This is a genomic window from Halobaculum rubrum (assembly GCF_019880225.1).
Lineage (GTDB): Archaea > Halobacteriota > Halobacteria > Halobacteriales > Haloferacaceae > Halobaculum > Halobaculum rubrum.
The window spans coordinates 1,768,994-1,790,430 of the sequence record NZ_CP082284.1; the positions used below are offsets into that span (position 1 = coordinate 1,768,994).

The window sequence follows — 21,437 nt, forward strand, 5'->3', positions numbered from 1 at the left end:
GCCGAAGGCTGATACTATTTGCTGGGAGACTTCCCGTATGACCGACCCGCGGCGGGAGAACCGCCGGTTGTGGGACGAGTGGAGCGACACCTTCCAGTCGTACTGGAACGCGAACGCCGCCGAGGGGGAGTTGCCGCCCGCGCCGTCGCCGTTCGACACCGACCGGCCGGGCGGGATGCGTCCCGACCCGCTCGATTCGGTCGAGGAAACGGACTACGTCGAACTCGGTTGTGGCGGCGGCCAAGGGAGCGTCGGCACCGCCCGACTCGGCGCCGACACGGTCGTTGGTGTCGACTTCTCCCGCGAGCAACTCCGGCACGCCCGGCGCCTGCGCGACTTCTACGGCGTCGACGCCCGGTTCGTGCAGGGCGACGTGACCGACCTCCCGCTGCCGGACGACGCCTTCGATCTGGCCTCCTCGGAGGCGGCGTTCCAGATGGTGCCGGACCTCGACCGGGCGCTCGCCGAGGTCCGTCGCGTCCTCCGCGACGGCGGCGTGTTCGTGCTCGGCCTCCCGCATCCGCTGTACGAGGCGCTCGACGCGGAGTCGCGGACGCTGGAGGGGAACTACCTCGACCCCGGGCCGCGCGAGGTCACGGTCGACGAGGGGTACGAGTCGACGCTGGTCGTGTTCGACCGCACGGTCGCCGACGTGTACAACGCGCTCCGCGACGCCGGGTTCGAGGTCACACGGATGCTGGAACACGTGAACGACCCGGTCGCGGACACCGATCCCGCGGAGAGCGACCGCCCCGACGTGCTGTGGGAAGTGCCGCGCAGCGTGCGGTTCCGGGCGGTCGCACGCTGACCCGCACGGCCACCGTCGCCGTGGCCGTGAGAGATAGCGGCTATGAGGGCCCTCGAAACCTACGCCCCGTCGCCGACCAGTTCCTCGTACTGCGCGCCGGTCTGCTTCAGCGTCGCCGTCGAGTAGAGCCGCTCGTGGTCGAACGGGAGGTGGTCGGCGGCGAGTTCGTCGATCTTGGCGTCGACGGCGTCGGCCTCGCGGCCGTGGACCATGGTGAAGAGGTTGTACTCCCAGTCCCGCTCGGGCCGGCGCGGCCGATGGTAACACAGCGTCACGTACGGGAGTTCGCCCACGGACTCCCCCAGTTCGTCCAGCCGGTCGTCCGGCACGTTCCACACGACCATGCAGTTGTTCCGGAAGCCGGTGACGATATGGTTGACGACGCAGCCGACGCGCTTGATGCAGCCGTCCGCCAGCAGGCGCTCGATCGCCGCGAGCACGTCCGACACGTCGGCGTCGACCGCCTCCGCCACGGCGCGGTACGGCGTCGCCGACAGCGGGAACCCGTCCTGGATCTCGACGAGCAGTGCCCGGTCCAACTCCGAGAGGTCGCCGGTCGCGTTCTCGGAGATCCGGGTCGCCCCGGCGTCCGTCGACTCCAGCGATTCTCTCGCGAACGCGTCGTCGTTCCAGACGGGAAACTCCAGGTCGATGTAGTAGTCCGTCAGCATCGGGAGGTTCAGCACCTCGCGGCCGGTTCGATCCTCGATCTCCGCGAGGATCCGGTCGCGCGTCTCCCGGCTGGCGGCGGTGACGACGAACCACTGGTTCCACTCGTGGTCGCGGCGGTAGTTGTGGTTCACCTGGCGGTAGCCGTTGATCGTCTCCGCGACCTCCTCGAAGCGGTCCTCGGGCGCCGAGACGGCCGCCAGCGTCGACGAGCCGATCACCGGCGGGTTGAGCACCGCGCCGAACCGCCGGAACACGCCGCGCTCGCGGAGCCGTTTCACCCGATCGAGCGCCTCCTCTTCGTCGATCCCGAGTTCCTCGCCGACGATCCGGAACGGCCGCTCGGCGACGGGGAAGCCGCTCTGGTAGTCGTCGATCAGTCGCGCGTCGACGTCGTCGAGACCGGCGCGCCAGTCGTCGGCCGGGTCCGCCTCCGCGCCATCGCCCTCGGCGCCACTCATTGGCCGTCGTAGGGACCGGCGGCACCTACCGGTTTCGCTCGCGGCCGTCCCGTGCGGCCTTCGAGCAACCGGGTGGTTTTTGCGCCGAACGCCCGTGTGTTCGGACATGGCGAAGGCGACCACCGAGGAGGACGAGACGTTCGGCGAGTGGCCGCTCAAGCGGCTCATGACCGAGGTCTGTGGCTCCGGCCCGAAGTCGGCCGACGACATGACCCGCGCGCAGGCGACCGAGGCCATGCGCCGGATCTTCGCGGGCGAACCCGACCACACGACGCTGGGGGCTTTCTGGCTGGCGAACCGCTGGAAGCGCAACAACCCCGAGGAACTGGCCGCGTACGTCGACGAGATGTGCTCGCGCGTCGAGTACGTCGAACCCGACGCCGACCCCGTCGACTGCGGCGCAAACTACGACGGGAAAGGCGAGACGGCGATCCTCGGCGCCGCCGCGGGCATCGTGGCCGCCGGCGCCGGCACGCCCGTGGTGGTCCACTCGGGCGACCGTGTGCCCACCCAGAAGCAGGACGCCTACAAGCACGTCCTCGACGAACTCGGCGTTCGGACGGCGATCGACCTCGCGGAGTCCGCCGAGATGGTCGACGAGACCGGGTTCGGGTTCTACTATCAGCCGGCGTTCAACCCCGCGATCGACGACCTGTGGGAGCGCCGCGACATGATGGGCGTCCGGTCGTTCGTCAACACGATCGAGACGCTCGCCAACCCCGCGGGCGCCTCGACGCACCTCGGCTCCTTTTACCACCTCGCGTTCGCGAAGAAGGTGGTCGACACCTTCGCCGAGAGCGAGTTCCACGACCTCGACCGCGTCATCATGTTCCAGGGGATGGAGGGGTACGACGACATCCGCCCCGGCTACACCAAAGTGGCTGAATGGAACGCAGGGAGCGATGCCACCGGCGAAGACGGGAGCGAGAGCGACTCGTTCACCGACTACGAGATCGAGACGCCCGAGTACGGCATGGACTTCGAGGAGGCGGACCTGGAGGTCGACGACGTCGCCGTCGACTCGGCAGCGCTCACCGAGGAGGTCGTCACGGGCGAGCGCGACGATCACTGGCGCGACGCGGTCGCGCTCAACGCGGCGTTCCGGATCTACGCGCGCGACGACGTCGACAGCATCGAGGAGGGGCTGGAGGCGGCCCGGGCCGCCATCGACGACGGTTCCGCGGCGGCGGTGCTCGACGATATCCGCGCGTTCTGAGGCGCGCGGTTGCGCGAGCGAAGCGAGCGCAACCGCGGAAGAACGGCGGAGCGGTCTTCGTGCCGCTCCGCCCACGAACAGTGTGCGGTCGAGCGAGCGAAGCGAGCGCAACCGCGGAAGAACGGCGGAGCGGTCTTCGTGCCGCTCCGCCCACGAACAGTGCGGTCGAGCGAGCGAAACCGCCCGCCGCCGAGCGTCGCTCATCGGTTCTCACGGCTGAGACGCGGCGGGACACGCTTTTGTACCGCGCCCGCACCCGTCCACGCAGTATGGCGGTGGGACCGGCGAGCCTGTACCAGCTGTTTTTCCTCGCGGCCAGCGCCGTGGTCGTCCTGCTCGCGCTCTCGACGTACGTCCTCGGACGGCTGATCGGCCACGACCGTGCGCTCGGTGCGATGCTCGCGCTCGTCGCCGTCTTCACCGGCGTCGGCGCGGGCTTCGGCCTGCCGCCGGAGGCAGCCACGCTCCCGCTCGCGCTCGGGTTCGCGTTCCTGTACGTCCCGGTGGGCGTCGGCGGTCTGCTCGCGAAGGGAGCCTCCGTGGCGTCGTGGCGGGAGGTGTGTCGCCTCCTCATCGGCGGCTGGATGGCCGCGCTCGTCGTCGCGCTCGTCACCCAGGCCGCCGGCGCGTCGCTGCCGGCGCTCATCGGCTGGACGCCCGGGGTGCTGGGCGTGGAGTGGTACGTCGGCTTCCTCGGCTACATGACGCTGCTCGGCGTCGCCGCCGGCGGCTTCACGCTCGTTCTGTTGAAGCGGGGGGACGGCGAGGCGTCGGGCGTCGCCGTCGGCGGGTGAGAACTCCGACCGCCGGCCACGCCTCACTCGATCTCCCGCTCCTCGTCGTCGAGCCTGATGGCGATGCCGACGAGCGTCTGGCCCGCGGTGACGGTCGCCTCGCGGGCGACCGAGTAGACGACGCCCGAGCGGTCGGCGGTCGCCTCCTGCAACACCTCGTAGGTCGTCGGGTCGTACACCTCGCCGACGTACTTCCCCTCGACGACCTCGTCGCCGACGGCGAGGTCGGCGGCCGCGCGGAACAGCCCGGACGCGTCCGCGGTCACCCGCCCGAGGTGGTTGCGTGCGCGGGTACCGTCCCACGCCGGACCGTCCTCCCCTCCGTCGGATCGGTCCGACGAGCCTCGACTCGCTTCGCTCGCCTCCGCGTCGTCGAGGACGCCGGCGTGGCGGAGCGCGCGCTTCGTGCCGTCGACGCCGGTCTCGATCGCGTCGTCGACGAGCTCCTTGTTGTGCGCGAGTTCGGGGGTAATGCTCGGGATCCCCTCCCGCGTCGCGGCGACGCGGAGCTTCCCCCCGAAGTTTCGGCTCGCCCACTCCTCGTCGGCGTCCTCGCCTGCGGTCTCCGCGAGCAGGAGATCCGTGCCGAACGCCTCCGCGAGGGCACGACACTCCGCATCGCCCCGGAGGTACACCGTGTGGGTGAGCATGTCTCGGCTCCCAGTGTGCAGGTCGACGATGAAGTCGGCGTCGCCGGCATACGCCCACAGCGTCGCGGCCATGCGTTCGTGGAGGCTGCCGTCGGGATCGCCGGGCCAACAGCGGTTCATGTTCGGGTTCACCGAGTCGTACGCCTCCGGCGTGGTGTAGGAGACGGTGTCGAACGTGAGCGGGTCCGCGACCGGAACGACGTGGACGGCCCCCGAGAGGTCGGCGTCGACGAGTTCGTCGTGGAGCCGGCGACACACCGCGGCGCCGTTGATCTCGCGGCCGTGCTGGGCCGCCTGCACGTAGACGGTCGGGGCGTCGTCGCCGGGCTCGTCCTCGGGTGCGTACGTGTGGACGGTCGTTTCGATGGCGACGCCCGAGGGGAGGCGCGCGAGCGTGACGCGCTCGGCTTCGTGGTCGGCCATGGCGGGACTTCCGCGGCCGGCGGCTTGTAGCTGTGGCTCGCCGGCCCGTGAACGCCGATCGAACGGCGATCCGTCGAACGGACGCCGATCCGACCGCCGACGCCGAAGTCGAACGACTTTCCCCCCTCGGCGGTTTGAGAGGTAGTATGAGCGACGACCTGCCGCACGTCACGCTGCACACGAACCACGGCGACATCGAGATCGAACTGTACGCCGACCGCGCGCCCCGGACGGTCGAGAACTTCCTCAACCTCGCGGAGCACGACCCCGCCGCCGGCGAGGAGCCGGCCGTCGGGACGACGACGTGGGAGGACCCCGAGTCGGGCGAGATCCGCGGCGACTCGCTGTTCGAGGGCGTCGTCTTCCACCGGATCATCTCCGACTTCATGATCCAGGGCGGCGACCCGACCGGCACGGGCCGCGGCGGCCCCGGCTACGAGTTCGACGACGAGTTCCACGACGACCTCACCCACGACGGCCCCGGCGTTCTCTCGATGGCCAATTCGGGCCCGAACACGAACGGCTCGCAGTTCTTCATCACGCTGGCGGCCCAGCCCCACCTCGACGGCAAGCACGCCGTCTTCGGCGAGGTCGTCGACGGGATGGACGTGGTCGAGGAGATCGGCTCGCTGCCGACCGGGCGCAACGACGAGCCCCGCGAGGACGTGACGATCGAGGGCGTCACGATCGACCGGTAGGACGGCCCCGACCACGCGACTCACTTCGCGGCGACGAACCGCTCGTACACCTGCGGATACTCCTTGAGTTTCATCCGACCGATCAGCGCGTAGCAGTAGGCGTCGACGCGGTCGCGCCAGATCGGCCGCTCGTAGCTTCCCGAAAAACCGACCTCTGCCACGTCGATGTCCTCGCCGGCCCGTTCGGTCAGGATCGACAGCAACGGTGAGGGAGACTCCCCGACGACGCGTCGGAACCGCTTCATCGCCGCGCGCTTCTCGCGGACGACGTGGCCCGAGTCGAACGACCGGGGGCCGCCGGGGTCCATTACGAGCGCGTCGACCGCGCGGTCGTGGGCGCGCCGCTGTGCGAGCGCCTGTCCGGCCGCGACGGCGTTCACAAGACCGAGGTCCTCGTCCCAGTCGGCGACGAGGTAGTCGGCGTCGTAACACCACATCGCGAGCTTCCAGCGGGCGGTGTAGTACGGACCGGGCCCGTGTTCGTCCTCGATCGCTTCGATCTCCGCGCGCAGATCACCCCGGCTCGGGAACTCGTCGATCGCCGCGCGGAACCGCCCGTCGAGCCGCTCGATCCGGTCCGCCCAGGAGGTACCGTCGCCGCCGTCGTCGCCGACGAGCGCCTCCAGCCGATCGCGGTAGTGTTTGGCGTCGCGGACGCGCTGGGCGGCCTGCCGGTTGCCGGCGTGGATCGACCCGATATCGCGGGCGTCGTACGCCCGGTCGCGGTCCGGATCGCGCTCGTGGGCGTCCAGCCGAACGAGCCGGATCCGCCGCTCGATCTCGTGGTACCAGCCGAGGTCGCGGCCGGGGTCGACGACGCGATACCCGTCGATCCCGTCGAGGAGCCGCTCCGCGCGCTCGCGGATCGACTCGCCGCGCTCGGCGAGGTGTTCGGGGTCGCCGCCGGGCCGGTCGAGTCGGTGGAGCGCGATACCGACCTCCTCGGCCGCGAACTGCATCCCGCCGGTGGCGTAGAACGTCGCCTCGCGGTACTCGTCCGCTCGGAGCGACTCGCGGGCGCTCTCCAGCCAGCCGCCGGCGCCGCCGAACCGCTCGTCGGTGTCCAGTTCGTCCCACAGGTCGCGGCCGCGCTCGACCTCGGCGGCCAGTCGCTCGACGGCGTCGCGGGCGTGCGCCTCGCTCACCGGCGGGTGCCAGCGGTGGTCGGTCGGGTCCGGCAGCCACTTCGACGCCTGGTCGGTCACGGGATCGGGCAGGGCGGTCGGCTCGATCGCACCGACGCCGACGGTGGCGCCGGCGAGCGCGACGCCGGTGCCCGCGAGGAGGGCGCGTCTGCTCGGAGAGGGGAGGTCGGGGACCATACCGCGTAGTGCCCACCGTCAGCTGAAAGGTTTTGTCGTGTCGGACGCGCTCGGCCTACACGCCGCGCAGGAAGTTCTCGATCACGTCGTGGCCGACCGCAGTCAGCACCGACTCCGGGTGGAACTGCACCGCCTCGATCGGATGCTCGCGGTGGCGCACACCCATCACCAGCTCCTCGCCCTCGTGGTCGGTCGTCGCCGTCACGACGAAGCAATCGGGCACCTCGGTGGCGATCAGCGAGTGGTAGCGACCCGCCCGGAAGCCCTGCTCCAGGCCGGCGAACACGCCCTCGCCGTCGTGATCGATGGGGAACGCCTTCCCGTGGATCGGCTCGGGCGCGTGGCCGACGGCGCCGCCGTACTCGTAAACGGCCGCTTCCAGGCCGAGGCAGACGCCGAGGGTGGGAACCTCGGGAGACAGTTCCCGGAGCACGGCCATCGTCACACCCACGTCGCGGTCGTTCTTCGGGTGGCCCGGTCCCGGCGAGATGAGGAGCGCGTCGGGGTCGGTGTCGCGCACTTCCGCAAGCGTCGCGGCGTTCTTCAGCACCGTGATGTCCGGCGACTCGCCGTCGATCCGGAGGTCCGAGACGTACTCCACGAGGTTGTACGTGAACGAGTCGTAGTTGTCGACGACGGTGACGTTCACCTCTCCACCTCCGGCGTATCGGGGGTGTCCGAGTCGTCCGGGCCACCCGGGTCGTCCGGGCCGGCCGAGTCGTCCGTGGTGGCCTCCGTGTCGATCCGTATCCGGTCGACGGCGTCGAGCACGCCCGCCATCTTCTGTTCGGTCTCCTCGTACTCGCTGGCGGGGTCGGAGTCGGCGACGACGCCGGCGCCGGCGCGGACGGTGAGCGAATCCGTGTCGCCGTGTTCCACCGTCGCCGTCCGGATCACGATGGCGAAGTCGGCGTCGTCGGTCCACGAGTAGTAGCCGACGCCGCCGCCGTACACGCCCCGCGGCTCCAGTTCCAGATCGTCGATGAGCTCCATCGCGCGCACCTTCGGCGCGCCCGTCAGCGTGCCCGCGGGGAACGTCGCCCGCGTCGCGTCGAAGGCGTCCGCGTCGCTCGCGAGCGTGCCGGTCACGGTCGACTCGATGTGCTGGACGTGGCTGTACTTCAGGACGTTCATGAACTCCTCGACGCGGACGCTCCCGGCCTCGCTCACCCGGCGCACGTCGTTGCGCGCCAGGTCGACGAGCATGGTGTGCTCGGCGCGTTCCTTCCCGTCCGCGAGCAGTTCGCCCGCGAGCCGTCGGTCCTCGACGGGCGAGCCGCCCCGGCGGATCGTGCCCGCGATCGGGTTGGAGACGACGCGGTCGCCGTCGACGGAGACGAGCGTCTCCGGGGAGGCGCCGATCACCGAGCGGTCGCCGTGGCGCAGCAGGTACATGTACGGCGAGGGGTTCACCGCCCGAAGCGACGCGTACAGGCCGAGGTCGTCGACCTCGCCCTCCAGCGTCCGCGTCCGGGAGACGACGCCCTGGTACACCTCGCCGTCGAGGACGGCCTCCTTCGTCCCGCTGACGGCGTCCTCGTACTCCTCGCGCGGACCGGCGGTCTCGCGGTCGACGCGGACGCCGTCCGCCTCGGGCGGGTCGGCGTCGCGCAGCGTCGCCGCCACGTCGGCGGCCTCGGCGGCGAGACGGTCGTACACCGCGCCGGCGTCGTCGTCGGGACCGACGATCGGAGTGAACACCAGCGAGACGCTCCCCTCGCGGTCGTCGAACGCGAGCGTCCGCGTCGTGAGCACGAACTCCGCGTCCGGTACCACGGGGTCGGGGCGGTCGACGCCGACCTCCGCCAGCCACAGGTCGTACACCGCGTCGTACGCGAGAAAGCCCACGAGTCCTCCGTCGAGCGTCTGCCGGTCGTTGTCGGGGAACCCCACGCGTTCCACGTCCGGGAGGGCCGCGCGCACGCGGTCGACGGCGTCGCCGGCGTCGGGACCGCAAACGTCGACGTAGTCGGCGGCCGGCCCCAACCGCTCCAGGTCGGTTCCGTCCGGGCCGACCGCGATCACCGCCTCGGGGTCGTAGCCGACGAACGAGTAGCGCGCGTGGCGATCGGCGGTGCCGTCGGCGCCGCGGTCGCTTCTCGTGTCCGAGCCGTGACTTCGGGTGGCGCCGCGGCCGCGCGAGCTCGGCGCGAACGCGCCGTCGGGGTCGCTGGAGGCGACCTTCTCGGCGCTCTCCAGCAGGAACGAGTGGTCCGACCGGTCCGCGAGCGCGGCGTACGCGGTCAGCGGCTCCACGTCGGTATCCAGTTCGGCGGTCGCGTGGACCACGCACGGCCCGTCGACGCCGTCGACGAGGTCGACGAACGCATCGCGCGAGCGCGAGAGCGGGGAGCCGCCGCGCTCGCGGGTCGCTCCACCGTCTCGCGGGTCGCCCTGCTCACGCGTCGCGTCGCGCCCCGTTCGCGTCGAGGGCTCACTCCGTTCGCCCTCGCGAGTCACTCGTACACCTCCTCGGCCTCGCCGAGCGCGCGCCCGGCGTTGCGGACGAACCGGGAGACCGCGGCGTGGTCCTTCGCTCCGGGGGAACGCTCGACGCCGCTGGCAACGTCGACGGCGAACGGCTCGACCGTCGCGGCCGCGTCGGCGACGTTCTCGGGGGTGAGCCCTCCCGCGAGCACGACCGGGGAGACGAGTTCGCGGCGCAGTTCCGCGGCCGCCTCCCAGTCGCCCGTCTCCCCGGTGCCGCCGCCGCCGTCGTCGCCGGTGGAGTCGACAAGCAGCGCGTCGGCGGCCTCGTCCAGTTCCCGCGCCCGTTCGGGCTCGTCGTAGTCGACGACTGGGGTCACCTTCGCCTCGGTTTCGGCGCGGATGTAGCCGATCTCGTCGGGCGAGAACTCCCCGTGGAGCTGGACCACGTCCGGCGTCACCGTGCGAACCGCGTCGACGGCGTCCTCGGGCGTCTCGGGCATCGTCACGAGCACCGTCGTGAGGAACGGCGGCGCCGTCGAGGTCAGCTCCGCCGCCTGCGCGAGGTCGACCTCGCGGGGCGTGTCGACGGACACCTCCGAGATGACGCCGACCGCGTCGGCGCCGGCGTCGGCGACCGCGCGGAGGTCGGCGCCGTTGGTCACGCCGCAGATCTTCACGCGGACCATCAGCTCCGCAGCGCCTCGAAGGTCTCGGCGGCGTCGCCCTCGTCGATCGCGTTCGCGGCGACGGCGACGCCCTCCTCGATCGACTCGGCGAGGCCGGCGACGTAGATCGCGGCGCCCGCGTTCGCGAGGATCACGTCGCGCTTCGGGCCGGTCACGTCGCCGCGGACGATCCCCGTCAGGTCCTCGGCGTTCTTCTCGGGCGTGCCGCCGGCGATGTCGGCCACGGGAGCGCGGTCGAGGCCGAGGTCGTCGGGGGTGAGGGTGAACTCGGTGACCTCGTCGCCGTCGACCTCGGCGACCGTCGTCGGCCCGTGGAGGGCGATCTCGTCCATGCCGTCGCCGTGGACGACGAGCGCGCGCTCGACGTCCATGTGGGTGAGCGACTCGGCGATCACGGGCACGAGGTCGTCACTGTAGACGCCGAGCACCTGCGCGTCCGCGCCCGCCGGGTTCGTCAGCGGTCCGAGGACGTTGAATATCGTGCGCATTCCCAGTTCCTTGCGGGGACCGATGACCGCCTTCATCGCGGGGTGGAACACCGTCGCGAGCATGAAGCCGATCCCGTCGCGCTCGATGGCCGCCTCGACGGCCGGCGGCTCGGCGTCGACCTCGACGCCCGCCACCTCCAGCACGTCCGCGGAGCCCGACGACGACGACACCGAGTAGTTGCCGTGTTTGGCGACGGTGACGCCCGCGCCGGCGGCGACGATCGCCGACGTGGTCGAGACGTTGATCGTGTCGTGGTCGTCGCCGCCGGTGCCGCAGGTGTCGACGAGCGGCTCCCGGTCGGGGTCGATCGTCCGGGCGGCCTCGCGCATCCCCTGCGCGAACCCGGCGATCTCCGCCTCCGTCTCGCCTTTCGCGCGAAGCGCCGCCAGCAACGCGCCGATCTGCGCCTCGGTCGCTCCCTCGAACACCGCCGTCGACGCCGCACGCGCCTCCTCGACGGTCAGGTCTCCCCCCTCGGTCACGCGTTCGATGTGGTCCTGTATACTCATTGTATATCACCGGTGTCGGTGTTGGTCGTACGATGTACGAAAGTGTGCATCGCAATAAGGCTGTCGCGGGCGACGCTGCCGGGGGACCGACGTGGCGGTCGCTCTCTGCCGTGGTGCTCCGGGGAGCGTCGGGGCGTCGGCGCCGCGGCCGCGCTACTCGTCGGCGTCCGGTCGGTCCGTCGGAAGGGTCTCGACCTCGCCGGCCAGTCTGGCGGCGTCGGCGGCGACGACCTCGTAGTCGACGCCCGCCTCGTCGGCGACGGTGCGGAGGTGTGACGCCAGCAGCGTCAGCGTCTCCAGGCCCGCCCGGTCGCCCTCGCTACGGCGGGCGGCCGTCGAGTTCACCTGATCGCCGCGGACCACGCCGACGTGGATCGCGGTGATATCGTCGCCGTCGGCGTCGTCGAGCAGCGCCCGCGCCCCGGTCAGCTCCCGCTCGAACGCGGAGTCACCGTTCGTCACGTCTCCCGTGTGCGGACCGTCCGTCGTCGCGTCGCTCCCGTCGTCGCGGTCGGTCGGCTCGTCGCTGTCCTCGCTCACGACTGTCGAGTCGGGGAGCGGACCGAAAAACCGTCGGGTGTACCCGGCGGCATGAGCTGCGGTCACGAACGCGGATCGAGGACCGTCGATTCGAGGAGGAGCCGCCGGCAGCTATCCGTCCGGCCGCGGGCGCGCGGTGAACAGCGTCGGGACGATGCTGAACGGCTCGTAGACGGACTGGTGACACGGACAGTACACCTCGTTGGCCGCGTTGAACTTCGCGCCGCCCTCCGCCTTGAAGCCGGGGACGCAACAGAAGTGCGTACACTTGTTGAGCCAGGCCATCACGCCCTGGGAGGTCGACGCCTGAAGCCACGTCTGCACGTCGTCCGTGACCGTGTACGGCTCGTCCTGGTCGGGGGCCTGCGCCTCGCCGTTGGCGGCGAGCTCCTCGATGACCGGCGAACGGAGGACGTTCACCGGGATCGTGTCCTCGGTGTCCTGCGAGCGCCAGTTCCCGGTCCCGGGCTTGCCGAGGCCGTCGACGCCGACACCGTTGCCCCACGTCTCGTAGTCCTCGAACATGTCGACGTTCATGGCCGTGCCCGCATCGAACTCGTTCTGCCACTCGAAGCCGGGCGAACCGCCGATGTAGAACACGTTGTCCGACTCGTAGTTCGGCTGGATGCCCTCGTAGGTCTCGACCCCGCAGAACTGGTACCACTCCGAGGAGTACGTCTTGCCGCCGAGTTCCATCTCGGCGACGTCGATGGTTCGCCCCTGCACCGTCTGCTGGGACACCTCCGGCCAGACCCCCTTGATCGTCCCGTCGTTTTGGATCTCGACGGGGACCTGCGGCATGCCGCGCGGCGCCGGCCCCGCGGTGTTCTCGATCGCCATCGCCTGGGTAGTACCCCCACCAGCCCCCGGGGAGGTAGTGAGGCTGTTGACGGCAGCCGACCCGGTGGCCCCGACGCCCGCGAGGGCCGCTCCGCCAACGACGCCCTTGACGAACCGGCGACGGCCGGACTCGCCGGGGTACTTGTCGTCGTCTGCGCTCATGACGTTCCCTCGGTAGCCACCACGCAAAAGCCTGACGAAAGGGTAAATCCGGCCGTCTTCCGTCGATTCTCGTCGCACGTCGCTGGAAGCGGTCACCCCCGTCGACTCGCCGCAACCCCGCAACCGCGGCCACGCTCCGACACTGACGGGTACGGACCACTCGGGAGCGCTCCATACCGATCATAGCGAGGTTCTTGCCCCGGCGGATGCACCGACTCGACGGCGACCGCGTCGCGCCGACTCGGGTCGCCGGTTCCGTGTCCACACTCCTCCGGGCGAGACAGCCACCCGGGGGGCCTTCGAATCGCTCGCCGTCAAGCGAAGCGTCGGCCGAGTCGACTCCAGTGATTTACTCGATCGTGAAGGAAACTCTCGCAATATTACCCCTATCGGGAGGGTTGTTCCGTCTCCCCGTCCATGTGAGTGTATGTCATTCGATGCGCGGGATGTCGGTCGCGACATCCGCGAGCTGGCCGCGCTGCTCGGCGAGGTGCTCGAGCGGCAGACGTCGAGGGACGCGTTCGACGCCGTCGAGGAGGTTCGCCGCGCCTCGATCGACTACCGCCGCGGCGCCGCGCCGTCGCGTGGTCCGGTCCGCGAGCGGCTCTCCGGGTTGGACCCGGAGACGACACGCACCGTCGCACGGGCGTACGCGGCGTACTTCGAACTGGTCAACGTCGCCGAGGAGCGCGAGCGGGTCCGCGCGATCCGCCGGGGCCGCGCGGAGGGCGACCTGGGCGACGGGCTCGACCGCACCGCCGAGGCACTCGCCGACGTCGACGCCGACACCGCCCAACAGGTACTGGAGGACGTCCGCGTCGTGCCGACGTTCACCGCCCACCCGACGGAGGCGCGCCGCAAGACGGTCAAGGCGAAGCTCCGCCGGGTCGCGGAGATCCTTCGCGACCTGGACGAGCGGCGCCTCACGGACGCCGAGCTCGACCAACACGATCGCGATCTGGAGTCGGAGGTCGAGACCTTGTGGTCGACGCGACAGGTCCGCCCGCGGCGACCCACGCCGACCGACGAGGCGCGCGACGTGCGCTGGTACCTGGAGAACACCCTGTTCGACGTGGCCGCCGAGGCCGAGGCCGCGCTGACCGACCGCGTGGTCGAGGCGCACCCGGATCTGGACGCGAGCGACACGGCCGACGCGGCGGGTACCCTCGACTTCCGGTCGTGGGCGGGCTCCGACCGCGACGGCAACCCCTTCGTCACGCCGGAGGTGACGAGCGAGACGCTGGAGGCGCAGCGCGAGGCCGTACTCGACCGCTACGTCGACGCCTTGACCGACGTGCGGGGCGCGCTCAGCCACGAGGGCGAGCGGCTCGATCACATCGACGAGTTCGAGGCGCGCGTCGCCGCCGACCGCGAGGCGGTGCCGGTGGTCGCCGGCGACGCCGACGAGCGGTACCCCGAGGAGCCGTACCGCCGCGCGGTGACGGCGATCCGTGCCCGCGTCGAGCGGGTCGACGATCTTCGCCCCGGCGGCTACGACGACCCCGACGAGCTCGTCGCCTCGCTGCGGGCGCTCGCGGCCGACCTCCGCGCGAACGGCCACGGGACGACCGCCGCAGAGCGGGTGGACCCGCTGGTACGACGCGTCGAGACGTTCGGTTTCTCGCTTGCGGCGCTGGACCTGCGCGATCACCGCGAGAACCACACCGAGGCGGTCGCGGACGTGCTCGCGCGCGAGGGCCTCGAGTACGAGGCGATGGACGAGGACGAGCGCGTCGCCGTCCTCACGGAGTCGGTCGTCGACGACTCCATCGGCAGTCTCGACGCCACCGACGAGCTCTCGGAGACGAGCGAGCGAGTCTGCCGCCGGTTCCGCGCGCTGGCCGACTGGCACCGCGAGTACGGCGAGGAGGCGATCGACGCCTACTGCATCTCGATGACCGAGGAGCCGTCGCACGTCCTCGAAGTGCTGTACCTCGCCGACCTGTCGGGGGTCGTCGATCTCCCGGACCACTGCGGGCTCGACGTGGTGCCGCTGCTGGAGACGGCGTCGGCGCTGGCGAACGCCCGGGACATCTTCGACACGCTCGTGCACAACGACGCATACGGCGCGGCGCTCGACGTTCGCGGCAACCTCCAGGAGGTGATGCTCGGCTACTCCGACTCCAACAAGGAGAACGGCCCGCTGGCGGCCGCGTGGGACCTCCACCGGAACGCCCGCCGCCTCGCGGAGGTCGCCGACGATCTGGGCGTCGAGCTTCGCCTGTTCCACGGCCGCGGCGGCTCCATCTCTCGCGGCGGCGGCCCGATGAACGAGGCGATGCTCGCGCTGCCGCCCGAGACGGCGACCGGCGAGATCAAGTTCACCGAGCAGGGCGAGGCGATCGCCGAGAAGTTCGCCAACCCCCGCGTCGCCGAGCGCGAACTGGAACAGATGCTCGACGCGCAGGTCCGTGCCCGCCTCCGGGCGCTTCAGGGGAACGCACAGGCGGTCCACGAGGAATGGGAGGCGGCGATGGACGCCGCCGGCGAGGGCGCCCGCGAGGCGTATCAGGACCTGCTTGAGACCGACGGCTTCGTCGAGTTCTTCGAGACGGCGACGCCGATCACCGTCATCGAGGACCTCAACATGGGCTCGCGGCCGGCCTCCCGGTCGGGCGAGCGCACCGTCGAGGACCTGCGCGCGATCCCGTGGGTGTTCTCGTGGACCCAGAGCCGCGCCATCCTCCCCGGCTGGTTCTCGTCGGCCTCGGGGCTGGACGCGTATCTGGACGCCGGCGGCGACATCGACACGCTCCGGGAGATGTACGAGGAGTGGCCGTTCTTCCGGACGACGATCGACCACATCGCGCTGTCGCTGGCGCGCACGGAGCTGGAGATCGCCGCCGAGTACGCCGACCTCGCGCCCGAGCACCTCCGCGAGGAGTTCTTCCCGCGGATCGAAGACGAGTACGAGCGCGCGGTCGAACTGGTCCGGGAGATAACCGGCCACGACGAGTTGGTCCGTCGCGAGTGGCTCTCCGAGAGTCTCCAGCGTCGCAACCCCTACGTCGACCCGCTGAATCTCCTGCAGGTGGACCTGCTCTCGCGGACCCACCTGACCGAGGCCGAGGAACGCACGCTGCGACTCACGGTGAAAGGCATCGCGGCCGGGATGAAGAACACGGGGTAGGGGAAGCACCGACTGCGGATGTCGGCAGGGGTGGATCGACGGAGGACGGTCGTATCAACCGCTCAGGCGTCGACCTGGTTCCAGGGCGCCTCCTCGAAGTCGACGATGCGGTGCTCCTCGTCGAGGTCGTCGATGGTCGCGACCTCCTCCTCGGTCAGCTCCAGTTCCGTCGCCGCGAGGTTGTCGCGGATGTGGTCCTCGCCGGTCGCCTTCGGGATGGCCGCGAGCTCGTCGTGGGCGAGCAGCCACGCGATCGACACCTGCGCGGGCGTGGCGTCGTGGGCCTCGGCGATCTCGACGATCCCGTCGATCTCGGCGACCTGATTGCGCGCGATAGGACAGTAGGCGACGAGCCAGTGGCCGTCCTCGCGGGCGTACTCGCGGAGTTCGTCCTGCTGGAGCATCGGGTGGCACTCGACCTGGTGAGCGAAGATGTCCACGTCGAGGTGCTCGCGCGCCTCGTCCAGTTGGTCGGGGCGGAAGTTCGAGAGACCGACGCGGTCGACGGTGCCCTCGGCGACGAGGTCGTTCAGCGCGCGGGCCGTCTCGGGGGCGTCGTAGCTGTTGATCGGCCAGTGGACGTACAGCAGGTCGATGGAGTCGACGCCGAGGCGCGCGGCGGACTCGTGGGCGGTGTCGTAGGCGTCGTCGTAGCTCAGGTTGTCCGTCGTGAGCTTCGTGGCGACGAACAGCTCCTCGGGGTCGCGGCCGGCGGCCTCGATCCCCGCTCGGACGAGCGCCTCGTTCTGGTAGCCCTGCGCGGTGTCGATCGCGTCGTAGCCCGCCTCGACGGCGGTCGCGACGCTCTCGACGCACTGCGGGCCGGTGAGCTGGTACGTTCCGAGACCGAACCGCTGGAAGTCGGACATATCCGACAGTTCGGACCGGCGTCCCTCAAGGCGTCGGTGGCGGCACGCGCCGCCGGCTCGCGGGCGGCGGACCGCGCCTCCATCCTGACCCGCCGATGTTCGACCGCCGAGGATCGGGGCCGCTCGGAATGTGGTCCGACTTAATGGTTCGTGCTAACGCTTAACATGATAGGCGGACGCGTAGCTGATGTACCGCATGTTCGAACGGTTCTCACACGGCTACTACCTGGGCGAACTGTACGTGCAGCCCAGCGGAAGCGACGGCGCGGCGGCGATCAAACGGGCGGATCACGAGCACGTGAACGAACAGCTGTACGGCGACGAGGAGGGGATCACCCGACTCGATAACCCGCTCGTGATGAAGGTCGGGACCACGCACTTCCCGGTCGTCGGGGACGAGGACGTCCCCTCCGGAACGCTCGCGCTGCCCGAGGACGCGGTGCCGGAGGACCTCGAGTTCCGGCTGCCGGGCCGCAGCGAGGTGTTCCTCGCCAACGCCGAGCGCGCCCGCGACCTGATCCGGTTCACCGGCTGGGAGGGCGACACCGGCGACCCCGCGGAGTACGCCTGAGCGCTAACGCCTGAGCGGCGAGTCGCGCGCAGCGGCGGCGTCCGGCGAGGATGCAGCAACGCTCCTCGTCACCAGCGTCGCCGGCCGATCCCCGCACCGTTTTTGCCCCGGAGTGCGCCGTCTCGCGTATGATCGATCGACTCCTCGGCAGGAGGCGCCTGAAGGAGCGCATCGCCGAGTTGGAGGGGGAGCGCGACGACGCGGTCGCGCGCATGGAGGCCGAGGAGCGGCGCCGCGGCGAGGCCGCACGCAAGCGGCAGGCGGCCGAGAAGCGCGTCAACGAGCTGGAGACGCGGGTGACGGAGCTGGAGGACCGGCTGGAGCGCGCGGCCGCGGAGGACGCCGAGCGGTCCGTCGACTTCCGCCGCGTCGAGACGCTTCGCCCCGGCCGCCGCGACGAGGTGCTCTCGCGGCTTCGAAGCCTCGAAACCGAGCCGGAGGGCGCGCTCTCGGCGTTCGTCGCCGACGACGGCGACGTGCCCGACCCGGTCGCGGCGGCGCTCGGCGACCGCGCGTCGCTCGTGCGCCGGGCCGCGCCGACGCTCGTGTACGCGGACGACGCGGGGGTGGTATCGTGCGCGCTCGCGCCGGCGCTCGACCCCGAGCCGTTCTGCGAGTGGACGGACGGCTTCCGTGTCGATGACGCGTGGTTCCGCCCGACGGGACGGTTCGCGTTCGGGCTCGTCCGCTCGGACACGTTCGGGCTCGGGGTGTACGAGGGCGACGAGCGCGTCGACCTGCGGACGGTCCGGACGGACGTGATGGACGAGCACGACAAGGGTGGCTTCTCGCAGGCGCGCTACGAGCGGCTCCGCGAGGAGCAGATCGACGAGCACCTCGACGAGTGTCGGGAGGCGCTTGCGGAACTGCCCGCGGATCTGGATCGGGTGGTGTTGGTGGGCGATCGCGGCGTGGTGAACCGGCTGGAGGGGAACGCCGACCGGACGGCGTCGAGCGACGCGACCGGGAAGCCGGAGGCGGCGCTGGAGGAGGCGTTCGCGGAGTTCTGGACGGTTCGGCTGCGGCTGATCTGAGTCGGGCAGATCGGTCGGGTTCGTGGTCGGTGCCGTCGTAGTCGGATCGGAGACGGGGTTCCTGACTGACGTGGAGACCGCCGCGGAAGCCCCTGCGGACGTTCTGATCTCGCCGACTCAACAGGAACAGTAGTACTCTCGATCGGTGAACTCCCCGGTGAGGTACTTCACCGCGGGCGCCGGGTCGCTCGGGCGGTACAGCCCGGTCGTCAGCTCCCCCTCGCGCTCGAACTCGCCGGAGAACAGGCTCGCCCAGTCGTCGTCGGAGAGCACGTCCCAGAACGCCTCGTCGGTGAGGCACCGCTGTATGTAGTCCGGGAGGTACGTCCAGCGCGCGTCCTGCGGGCCGTCGACCGCCGTCTCGGCCTCGTACTCCGCGTCGTCGACGGCGTCGGCGTAGGCGGCCATCGGGAGGTTCGCCCCGGCGGCGACGGGCATGGAGATCCACTTCCACGGCCGCGTGTTCACGTCGAGCAGCACGTACTCCTCGCGGTCGGCGTCGTACACGAACTCCGACTCGCTGATGCCGTGGTACCCCGTCTCCTCCAGCACCGCGAGGGCGTGCTCGCGGACGGCGGGCTCCTCGATACGCTCGACCAGACAGGAGGTCCCGAACGCGGGGAACCGGACGGCGGCGTTGCCGACGACCGCGACCGGGTCGCGGTCGGCGGACTCCGGCGGCATGTAGCTCGCGAGCGAGGTGTCCCGCCCCACCTCGACGTTCACCTTCTCCTGCGCGAGCACCGTCGCGTCGTACTCTTCGGCCTCGGCGACCACGTCCGCGAACTCCCCGCGGTCGGCCACCTCGATGACGTTGGTTCCGAACGCCTCCTCGAACTTCCGCTTGTGCGCGGGCTTGACGACGAACGGGAACGAGAGCGCCTCGATGACCGCCTCAACTCCGTGCTCGCCCACCTCGTACGTCTCGGGGTACGGCACCCCGAGGTCCTCACACAGCGCGTAGAGGTTCGCCTTGTCGAGCACACGCTCGACGCCCGCGAGATCCGAGAACGGCAGGCGGACGCCCGCGGGCTCCGTCTCGGCGAACCCGCGAACCCACTCGTCCATGCAGGCGAACGCGACCGGGTCGTGATCGAGGGCGTCGGCGACCCGCTCGACGTCCGCGCGGAAGCCGTCGGCGTCGTCCAGCGGGTAGGTGACCTGCCCGGCGTGGTCCACCGCCTCGGAGGGCGGCGCGAGTCCGGTGTCGGTGCGATCCAGCGCGATCACGGGCACGTCGTGTGCCGAGAGCGCGCGGGCGACGCTCACCCCGGTGATGTGCGCGTTGGCAACCAGCGCCGGCGGGCGGTCGAAGTCGGCGTCCGCCAGCGCCGCGACGAGCGCGTCGGTGTCGTGAACGGTGTCGGCCATGCGCGGCCGTTCGAGCGAGCAGGCTAAAGGCCCCCGTTCGGCGGCGTCGACTGCCGGCGCCGGCGACGGTCCGTCGGTTCCACCGTCGTTCGGACGCGGCGACGCCGGTCCGGTGTCGCGAGCGCGCCGCTTATCCGAGCGCCGACCCTCCGAACGGGCATGAGCGACACCGACGACGGGTCCCCGGCCGACGGCGACTCCGGAGGCGACGCCGATATCGACGACGACGGCACTGACGACCCCGCCCTCTCCCGACGCGTCCGACGCGCCGCCCGCGATCACGACGCCGTCGACGACGACGGCCCGGACGGCACGCTCGCGGTCACCTCCACGCCGTTCGACGCCGTGCTCGCCGTCGCCGAGGCCGACGACGGCCGCGTCGAGTTCGACGTGACCGTCTCCGTGCCGACTCTCTCGGCCGTCGCCGAGGACGAGGTCGCCGACGTGGTCGAGGACGGCTGGCTCGACACCTTCGAGCGCCGGATCGTGTCCGTCGGCGACGTGACCGCCGCCGGCCACGATCTCGATCCGGCCGTCGAGCGCGACGGCGACGAGGTGACGGTTACGGAGTCGATCCGGGACGTGAACGAGCGCCGCGGCCTGAACGACGCGGTCGCGATCGTCGACTTCGTCGAGGGGACGTACGTCCAAGGCGTGATACCGGGGTACGAGTACGGCGAGCCCGTGACGGGGCTCATCAGCAGCGCGCGTGCGGCCGGCGGCGACGAGGGCGACGGCGTGTTCTGAGGCGGTTCGGAAACGTTCTGCCGGTCCGGTTCCCGACCGTCACCCCATCGCGATGTACGTCTGTGTGGTCTCTACACCGGAGATCCCTTGGATCCCATCGGCGGCGACGAGCTTCACGTCGGCCGGCTCGTCCACGTCGACCTTGACGACGAAGTCCATGTCGCCGGCGACGATGTGCGCCTCGGCGACGCCGTCGAGATCGAGGATGGACTCGCGGATGCGGTCGGCGTCGCCGGAGGCGGCCTTCACCATCACGTACGCGACGACCATTCAGGCACCACCCCCCGCGCTCGCGGCCGAGGCGAGCGTCTCGCCGGCGTCGTCGCCGACCAACAGCCTCCGCACGTCGTCGAGCACGTCGAAGTCCGCGAGGACGGCGACGCGGTCACCCGTCTCCAGCGAGTTGTCAGGCAGCGGGATCCCCATCGGCTCGTCGCGTTTGCCGAACGCCAGCAGCCGCGCGTTCGCGGGCAACTCGACCTCCGAGAGCGTGTATCCGCGCATCGGCGACTCCTCGGGGATCGTGAACAGCAGCACTTGGAGGTGTTCGGCGATGTCGGCGATCGCCTGGATGTTGCCGCCCAGCAACGCGTTCTTCGCGCCGATGGCGCCCAGCCGCTCGGGGTAGATGATCTCGTCGACCTCGTCGGCGTACTTCCGGTAGATCTCCTCGCGGTAGTCCTCGTCGATACGCATCACGGTGCGGCAGCCGTGGTGCTTCGCGATCATGCACGCCGCGAAGTTCGCGTTCAGGTCGCTCGTCAGCGCTCCGACGGCGTCCGCACGCTCGACGGCCGCCTTCGCCAGCACGTCCTCGCGCGAGCCGTCGCCCTCGACGACGCTGAAGCCGCCGGCGCGGGCTCGGTCCGCCCGATCGGCGTCGCGCTCGACGACCGTCACGTCGTGGCCCTCCTCGTGGAGCACCCGCGCCGTGCGCAGACCGACGCGGCCCCCTCCGATGACAATGAAACGCATGTGCTATCAATTACCACGGGGCAATATAACGCTACCTCCGGAT

Annotated in this window: 21 protein-coding genes; 8 read left to right on the plus strand and 13 right to left on the minus strand. The window is 70.8% G+C overall.

All coding sequences use genetic code 11. The annotated features are described in order from the left end of the window. Window positions 1–37: 37 nt before the first annotated feature. The gene (locus K6T25_RS09185; RefSeq protein WP_222913420.1) at window positions 38–808 is read left to right on the plus strand and encodes a class I SAM-dependent methyltransferase; all 771 of its coding nucleotides are present in this window, start codon (window positions 38–40) and stop codon (window positions 806–808) included. A 59-nt stretch (window positions 809–867) separates the two neighbouring features. Here K6T25_RS09185 and ahbB read toward each other — a convergent pair whose 3' ends face one another. Continuing rightward, window positions 868–1,938 (minus strand): siroheme decarboxylase subunit beta, encoded by a 1,071-nt coding sequence (gene ahbB, locus K6T25_RS09190; RefSeq protein WP_222913422.1) that lies wholly within the window; start codon window positions 1,936–1,938, stop codon window positions 868–870. Window positions 1,939–2,044: 106 nt separating this feature from the next. On the opposite strand from ahbB, the gene K6T25_RS09195 reads away from it, so the two are divergent. Continuing rightward, the gene (locus K6T25_RS09195; RefSeq protein WP_222913424.1) at window positions 2,045–3,154 is read left to right on the plus strand and encodes an anthranilate phosphoribosyltransferase; all 1,110 of its coding nucleotides are present in this window, start codon (window positions 2,045–2,047) and stop codon (window positions 3,152–3,154) included. Between the two features lie 269 nt (window positions 3,155–3,423). Continuing rightward, window positions 3,424–3,948, plus strand: coding sequence for a hypothetical protein (locus tag K6T25_RS09200; RefSeq protein ID WP_222913426.1), 525 nt, complete (start codon window positions 3,424–3,426; stop codon window positions 3,946–3,948). A 23-nt stretch (window positions 3,949–3,971) separates the two neighbouring features. Here the strand turns inward: K6T25_RS09200 and K6T25_RS09205 are convergent, their stop codons facing one another. Next, entirely contained in the window at window positions 3,972–5,021 is a 1,050-nt protein-coding gene (locus tag K6T25_RS09205; RefSeq protein WP_222913427.1) for a succinylglutamate desuccinylase/aspartoacylase family protein, read from the minus strand. A gap of 146 nt (window positions 5,022–5,167) precedes the next feature. On the opposite strand from K6T25_RS09205, the gene K6T25_RS09210 reads away from it, so the two are divergent. Further along, a complete protein-coding gene (locus K6T25_RS09210) occupies window positions 5,168–5,719 on the plus strand; it encodes a peptidylprolyl isomerase (protein ID WP_222913429.1) in 552 nt (183 codons plus the stop codon). Window positions 5,720–5,739: 20 nt separating this feature from the next. Here the strand turns inward: K6T25_RS09210 and K6T25_RS09215 are convergent, their stop codons facing one another. From K6T25_RS09215 to K6T25_RS09245, 7 genes are all read right to left on the minus strand, one after another. Then, complete coding sequence (locus tag K6T25_RS09215) at window positions 5,740–7,041, minus strand: hypothetical protein (protein WP_222913430.1); 1,302 nt, start codon at window positions 7,039–7,041, stop codon at window positions 5,740–5,742. A gap of 55 nt (window positions 7,042–7,096) precedes the next feature. Next, complete coding sequence (gene trpG / locus K6T25_RS09220) at window positions 7,097–7,690, minus strand: anthranilate synthase component II (RefSeq protein ID WP_222913432.1); 594 nt, start codon at window positions 7,688–7,690, stop codon at window positions 7,097–7,099. Continuing rightward, a complete protein-coding gene (gene trpE, locus K6T25_RS09225; RefSeq protein ID WP_222913433.1) occupies window positions 7,687–9,501 on the minus strand; it encodes an anthranilate synthase component I in 1,815 nt (604 codons plus the stop codon). Before trpE ends, trpG begins: the two co-directional genes overlap by 4 nt. Next, a complete protein-coding gene (locus K6T25_RS09230) occupies window positions 9,498–10,157 on the minus strand; it encodes a phosphoribosylanthranilate isomerase (protein ID WP_222913435.1) in 660 nt (219 codons plus the stop codon). Before K6T25_RS09230 ends, trpE begins: the two co-directional genes overlap by 4 nt. Beyond that, on the minus strand, window positions 10,157–11,149 hold the full coding sequence (gene trpD, locus K6T25_RS09235; RefSeq protein WP_345778233.1) for an anthranilate phosphoribosyltransferase: 993 nt from the start codon (window positions 11,147–11,149) through the stop codon (window positions 10,157–10,159). Before trpD ends, K6T25_RS09230 begins: the two co-directional genes overlap by 1 nt. Before the next feature lie 159 nt (window positions 11,150–11,308). Beyond that, on the minus strand, window positions 11,309–11,695 hold the full coding sequence (locus K6T25_RS09240) for a DUF8113 family protein (RefSeq protein ID WP_425600865.1): 387 nt from the start codon (window positions 11,693–11,695) through the stop codon (window positions 11,309–11,311). A 111-nt stretch (window positions 11,696–11,806) separates the two neighbouring features. Continuing rightward, a complete protein-coding gene (locus tag K6T25_RS09245) occupies window positions 11,807–12,697 on the minus strand; it encodes a Rieske (2Fe-2S) protein (protein WP_222913438.1) in 891 nt (296 codons plus the stop codon). A 427-nt stretch (window positions 12,698–13,124) separates the two neighbouring features. Between K6T25_RS09245 and ppc the strand changes: the two genes are divergently transcribed. Continuing rightward, window positions 13,125–15,827, plus strand: a complete 2,703-nt coding sequence (gene ppc, locus K6T25_RS09250) for a phosphoenolpyruvate carboxylase (RefSeq protein WP_222913440.1) — start codon at window positions 13,125–13,127, stop codon at window positions 15,825–15,827. A 62-nt stretch (window positions 15,828–15,889) separates the two neighbouring features. On the opposite strand, the gene K6T25_RS09255 is transcribed toward ppc, so the two are convergent. Further along, window positions 15,890–16,696, minus strand: a complete 807-nt coding sequence (locus tag K6T25_RS09255; RefSeq protein WP_222913441.1) for an aldo/keto reductase — start codon at window positions 16,694–16,696, stop codon at window positions 15,890–15,892. Between the two features lie 196 nt (window positions 16,697–16,892). Between K6T25_RS09255 and K6T25_RS09260 the strand changes: the two genes are divergently transcribed. Both K6T25_RS09260 and K6T25_RS09265 read left to right on the plus strand, forming a co-directional pair. After that, window positions 16,893–17,267, plus strand: coding sequence for a DUF5802 family protein (locus K6T25_RS09260; RefSeq protein WP_222917969.1), 375 nt, complete (start codon window positions 16,893–16,895; stop codon window positions 17,265–17,267). A 128-nt stretch (window positions 17,268–17,395) separates the two neighbouring features. Then, complete coding sequence (locus tag K6T25_RS09265) at window positions 17,396–18,301, plus strand: Vms1/Ankzf1 family peptidyl-tRNA hydrolase (RefSeq protein WP_222913443.1); 906 nt, start codon at window positions 17,396–17,398, stop codon at window positions 18,299–18,301. Window positions 18,302–18,418: 117 nt separating this feature from the next. On the opposite strand, the gene K6T25_RS09270 is transcribed toward K6T25_RS09265, so the two are convergent. Next, entirely contained in the window at window positions 18,419–19,672 is a 1,254-nt protein-coding gene (locus K6T25_RS09270) for a carboxylate--amine ligase (RefSeq protein WP_222913445.1), read from the minus strand. A 159-nt stretch (window positions 19,673–19,831) separates the two neighbouring features. Here K6T25_RS09270 and K6T25_RS09275 point away from each other — a divergent pair, with 159 nt between their 5' ends. After that, the gene (locus K6T25_RS09275) at window positions 19,832–20,419 is read left to right on the plus strand and encodes a DUF5813 family protein (protein WP_222913446.1); all 588 of its coding nucleotides are present in this window, start codon (window positions 19,832–19,834) and stop codon (window positions 20,417–20,419) included. 39 nt (window positions 20,420–20,458) lie between these two features. On the opposite strand, the gene K6T25_RS09280 is transcribed toward K6T25_RS09275, so the two are convergent. Together K6T25_RS09280 and K6T25_RS09285 are read right to left on the minus strand one after the other, a co-directional pair. Then, window positions 20,459–20,689 (minus strand): Lrp/AsnC family transcriptional regulator, encoded by a 231-nt coding sequence (locus K6T25_RS09280; protein ID WP_222913449.1) that lies wholly within the window; start codon window positions 20,687–20,689, stop codon window positions 20,459–20,461. Then, window positions 20,690–21,394 carry a potassium channel family protein gene (locus tag K6T25_RS09285; protein ID WP_222913450.1) on the minus strand — a complete coding sequence of 235 codons (705 nt, stop codon included), beginning with the start codon at window positions 21,392–21,394 and terminating at the stop codon, window positions 20,690–20,692. Window positions 21,395–21,437 lie beyond the last annotated feature (43 nt).

What these genes read in the sequence shown, in the direction of transcription:
- K6T25_RS09285 (WP_222913450.1), bottom strand. Translation starts at nt 21,394, where the DNA reads ATGCGTTTCATTGTCATCGGAGGGGGCCGCGTCGGTCTGCGCACGGCG.
- K6T25_RS09215 (WP_222913430.1), bottom strand. Translation starts at nt 7,041, where the DNA reads ATGGTCCCCGACCTCCCCTCTCCGAGCAGACGCGCCCTCCTCGCGGGC.
- K6T25_RS09260 (WP_222917969.1), top strand. Translation starts at nt 16,893, where the DNA reads ATGTTCGAACGGTTCTCACACGGCTACTACCTGGGCGAACTGTACGTG.
- K6T25_RS09280 (WP_222913449.1), bottom strand. Translation starts at nt 20,689, where the DNA reads ATGGTCGTCGCGTACGTGATGGTGAAGGCCGCCTCCGGCGACGCCGAC.
- K6T25_RS09195 (WP_222913424.1), top strand. Translation starts at nt 2,045, where the DNA reads ATGGCGAAGGCGACCACCGAGGAGGACGAGACGTTCGGCGAGTGGCCG.
- K6T25_RS09265 (WP_222913443.1), top strand. Translation starts at nt 17,396, where the DNA reads ATGATCGATCGACTCCTCGGCAGGAGGCGCCTGAAGGAGCGCATCGCC.
- K6T25_RS09270 (WP_222913445.1), bottom strand. Translation starts at nt 19,672, where the DNA reads ATGGCCGACACCGTTCACGACACCGACGCGCTCGTCGCGGCGCTGGCG.
- K6T25_RS09230 (WP_222913435.1), bottom strand. Translation starts at nt 10,157, where the DNA reads ATGGTCCGCGTGAAGATCTGCGGCGTGACCAACGGCGCCGACCTCCGC.
- K6T25_RS09185 (WP_222913420.1), top strand. Translation starts at nt 38, where the DNA reads ATGACCGACCCGCGGCGGGAGAACCGCCGGTTGTGGGACGAGTGGAGC.
- K6T25_RS09275 (WP_222913446.1), top strand. Translation starts at nt 19,832, where the DNA reads ATGAGCGACACCGACGACGGGTCCCCGGCCGACGGCGACTCCGGAGGC.
- K6T25_RS09200 (WP_222913426.1), top strand. Translation starts at nt 3,424, where the DNA reads ATGGCGGTGGGACCGGCGAGCCTGTACCAGCTGTTTTTCCTCGCGGCC.
- K6T25_RS09255 (WP_222913441.1), bottom strand. Translation starts at nt 16,696, where the DNA reads ATGTCCGACTTCCAGCGGTTCGGTCTCGGAACGTACCAGCTCACCGGC.
- K6T25_RS09245 (WP_222913438.1), bottom strand. Translation starts at nt 12,697, where the DNA reads ATGAGCGCAGACGACGACAAGTACCCCGGCGAGTCCGGCCGTCGCCGG.
- ppc (WP_222913440.1), top strand. Translation starts at nt 13,125, where the DNA reads ATGTCATTCGATGCGCGGGATGTCGGTCGCGACATCCGCGAGCTGGCC.
- ahbB (WP_222913422.1), bottom strand. Translation starts at nt 1,938, where the DNA reads ATGAGTGGCGCCGAGGGCGATGGCGCGGAGGCGGACCCGGCCGACGAC.
- K6T25_RS09205 (WP_222913427.1), bottom strand. Translation starts at nt 5,021, where the DNA reads ATGGCCGACCACGAAGCCGAGCGCGTCACGCTCGCGCGCCTCCCCTCG.
- K6T25_RS09210 (WP_222913429.1), top strand. Translation starts at nt 5,168, where the DNA reads ATGAGCGACGACCTGCCGCACGTCACGCTGCACACGAACCACGGCGAC.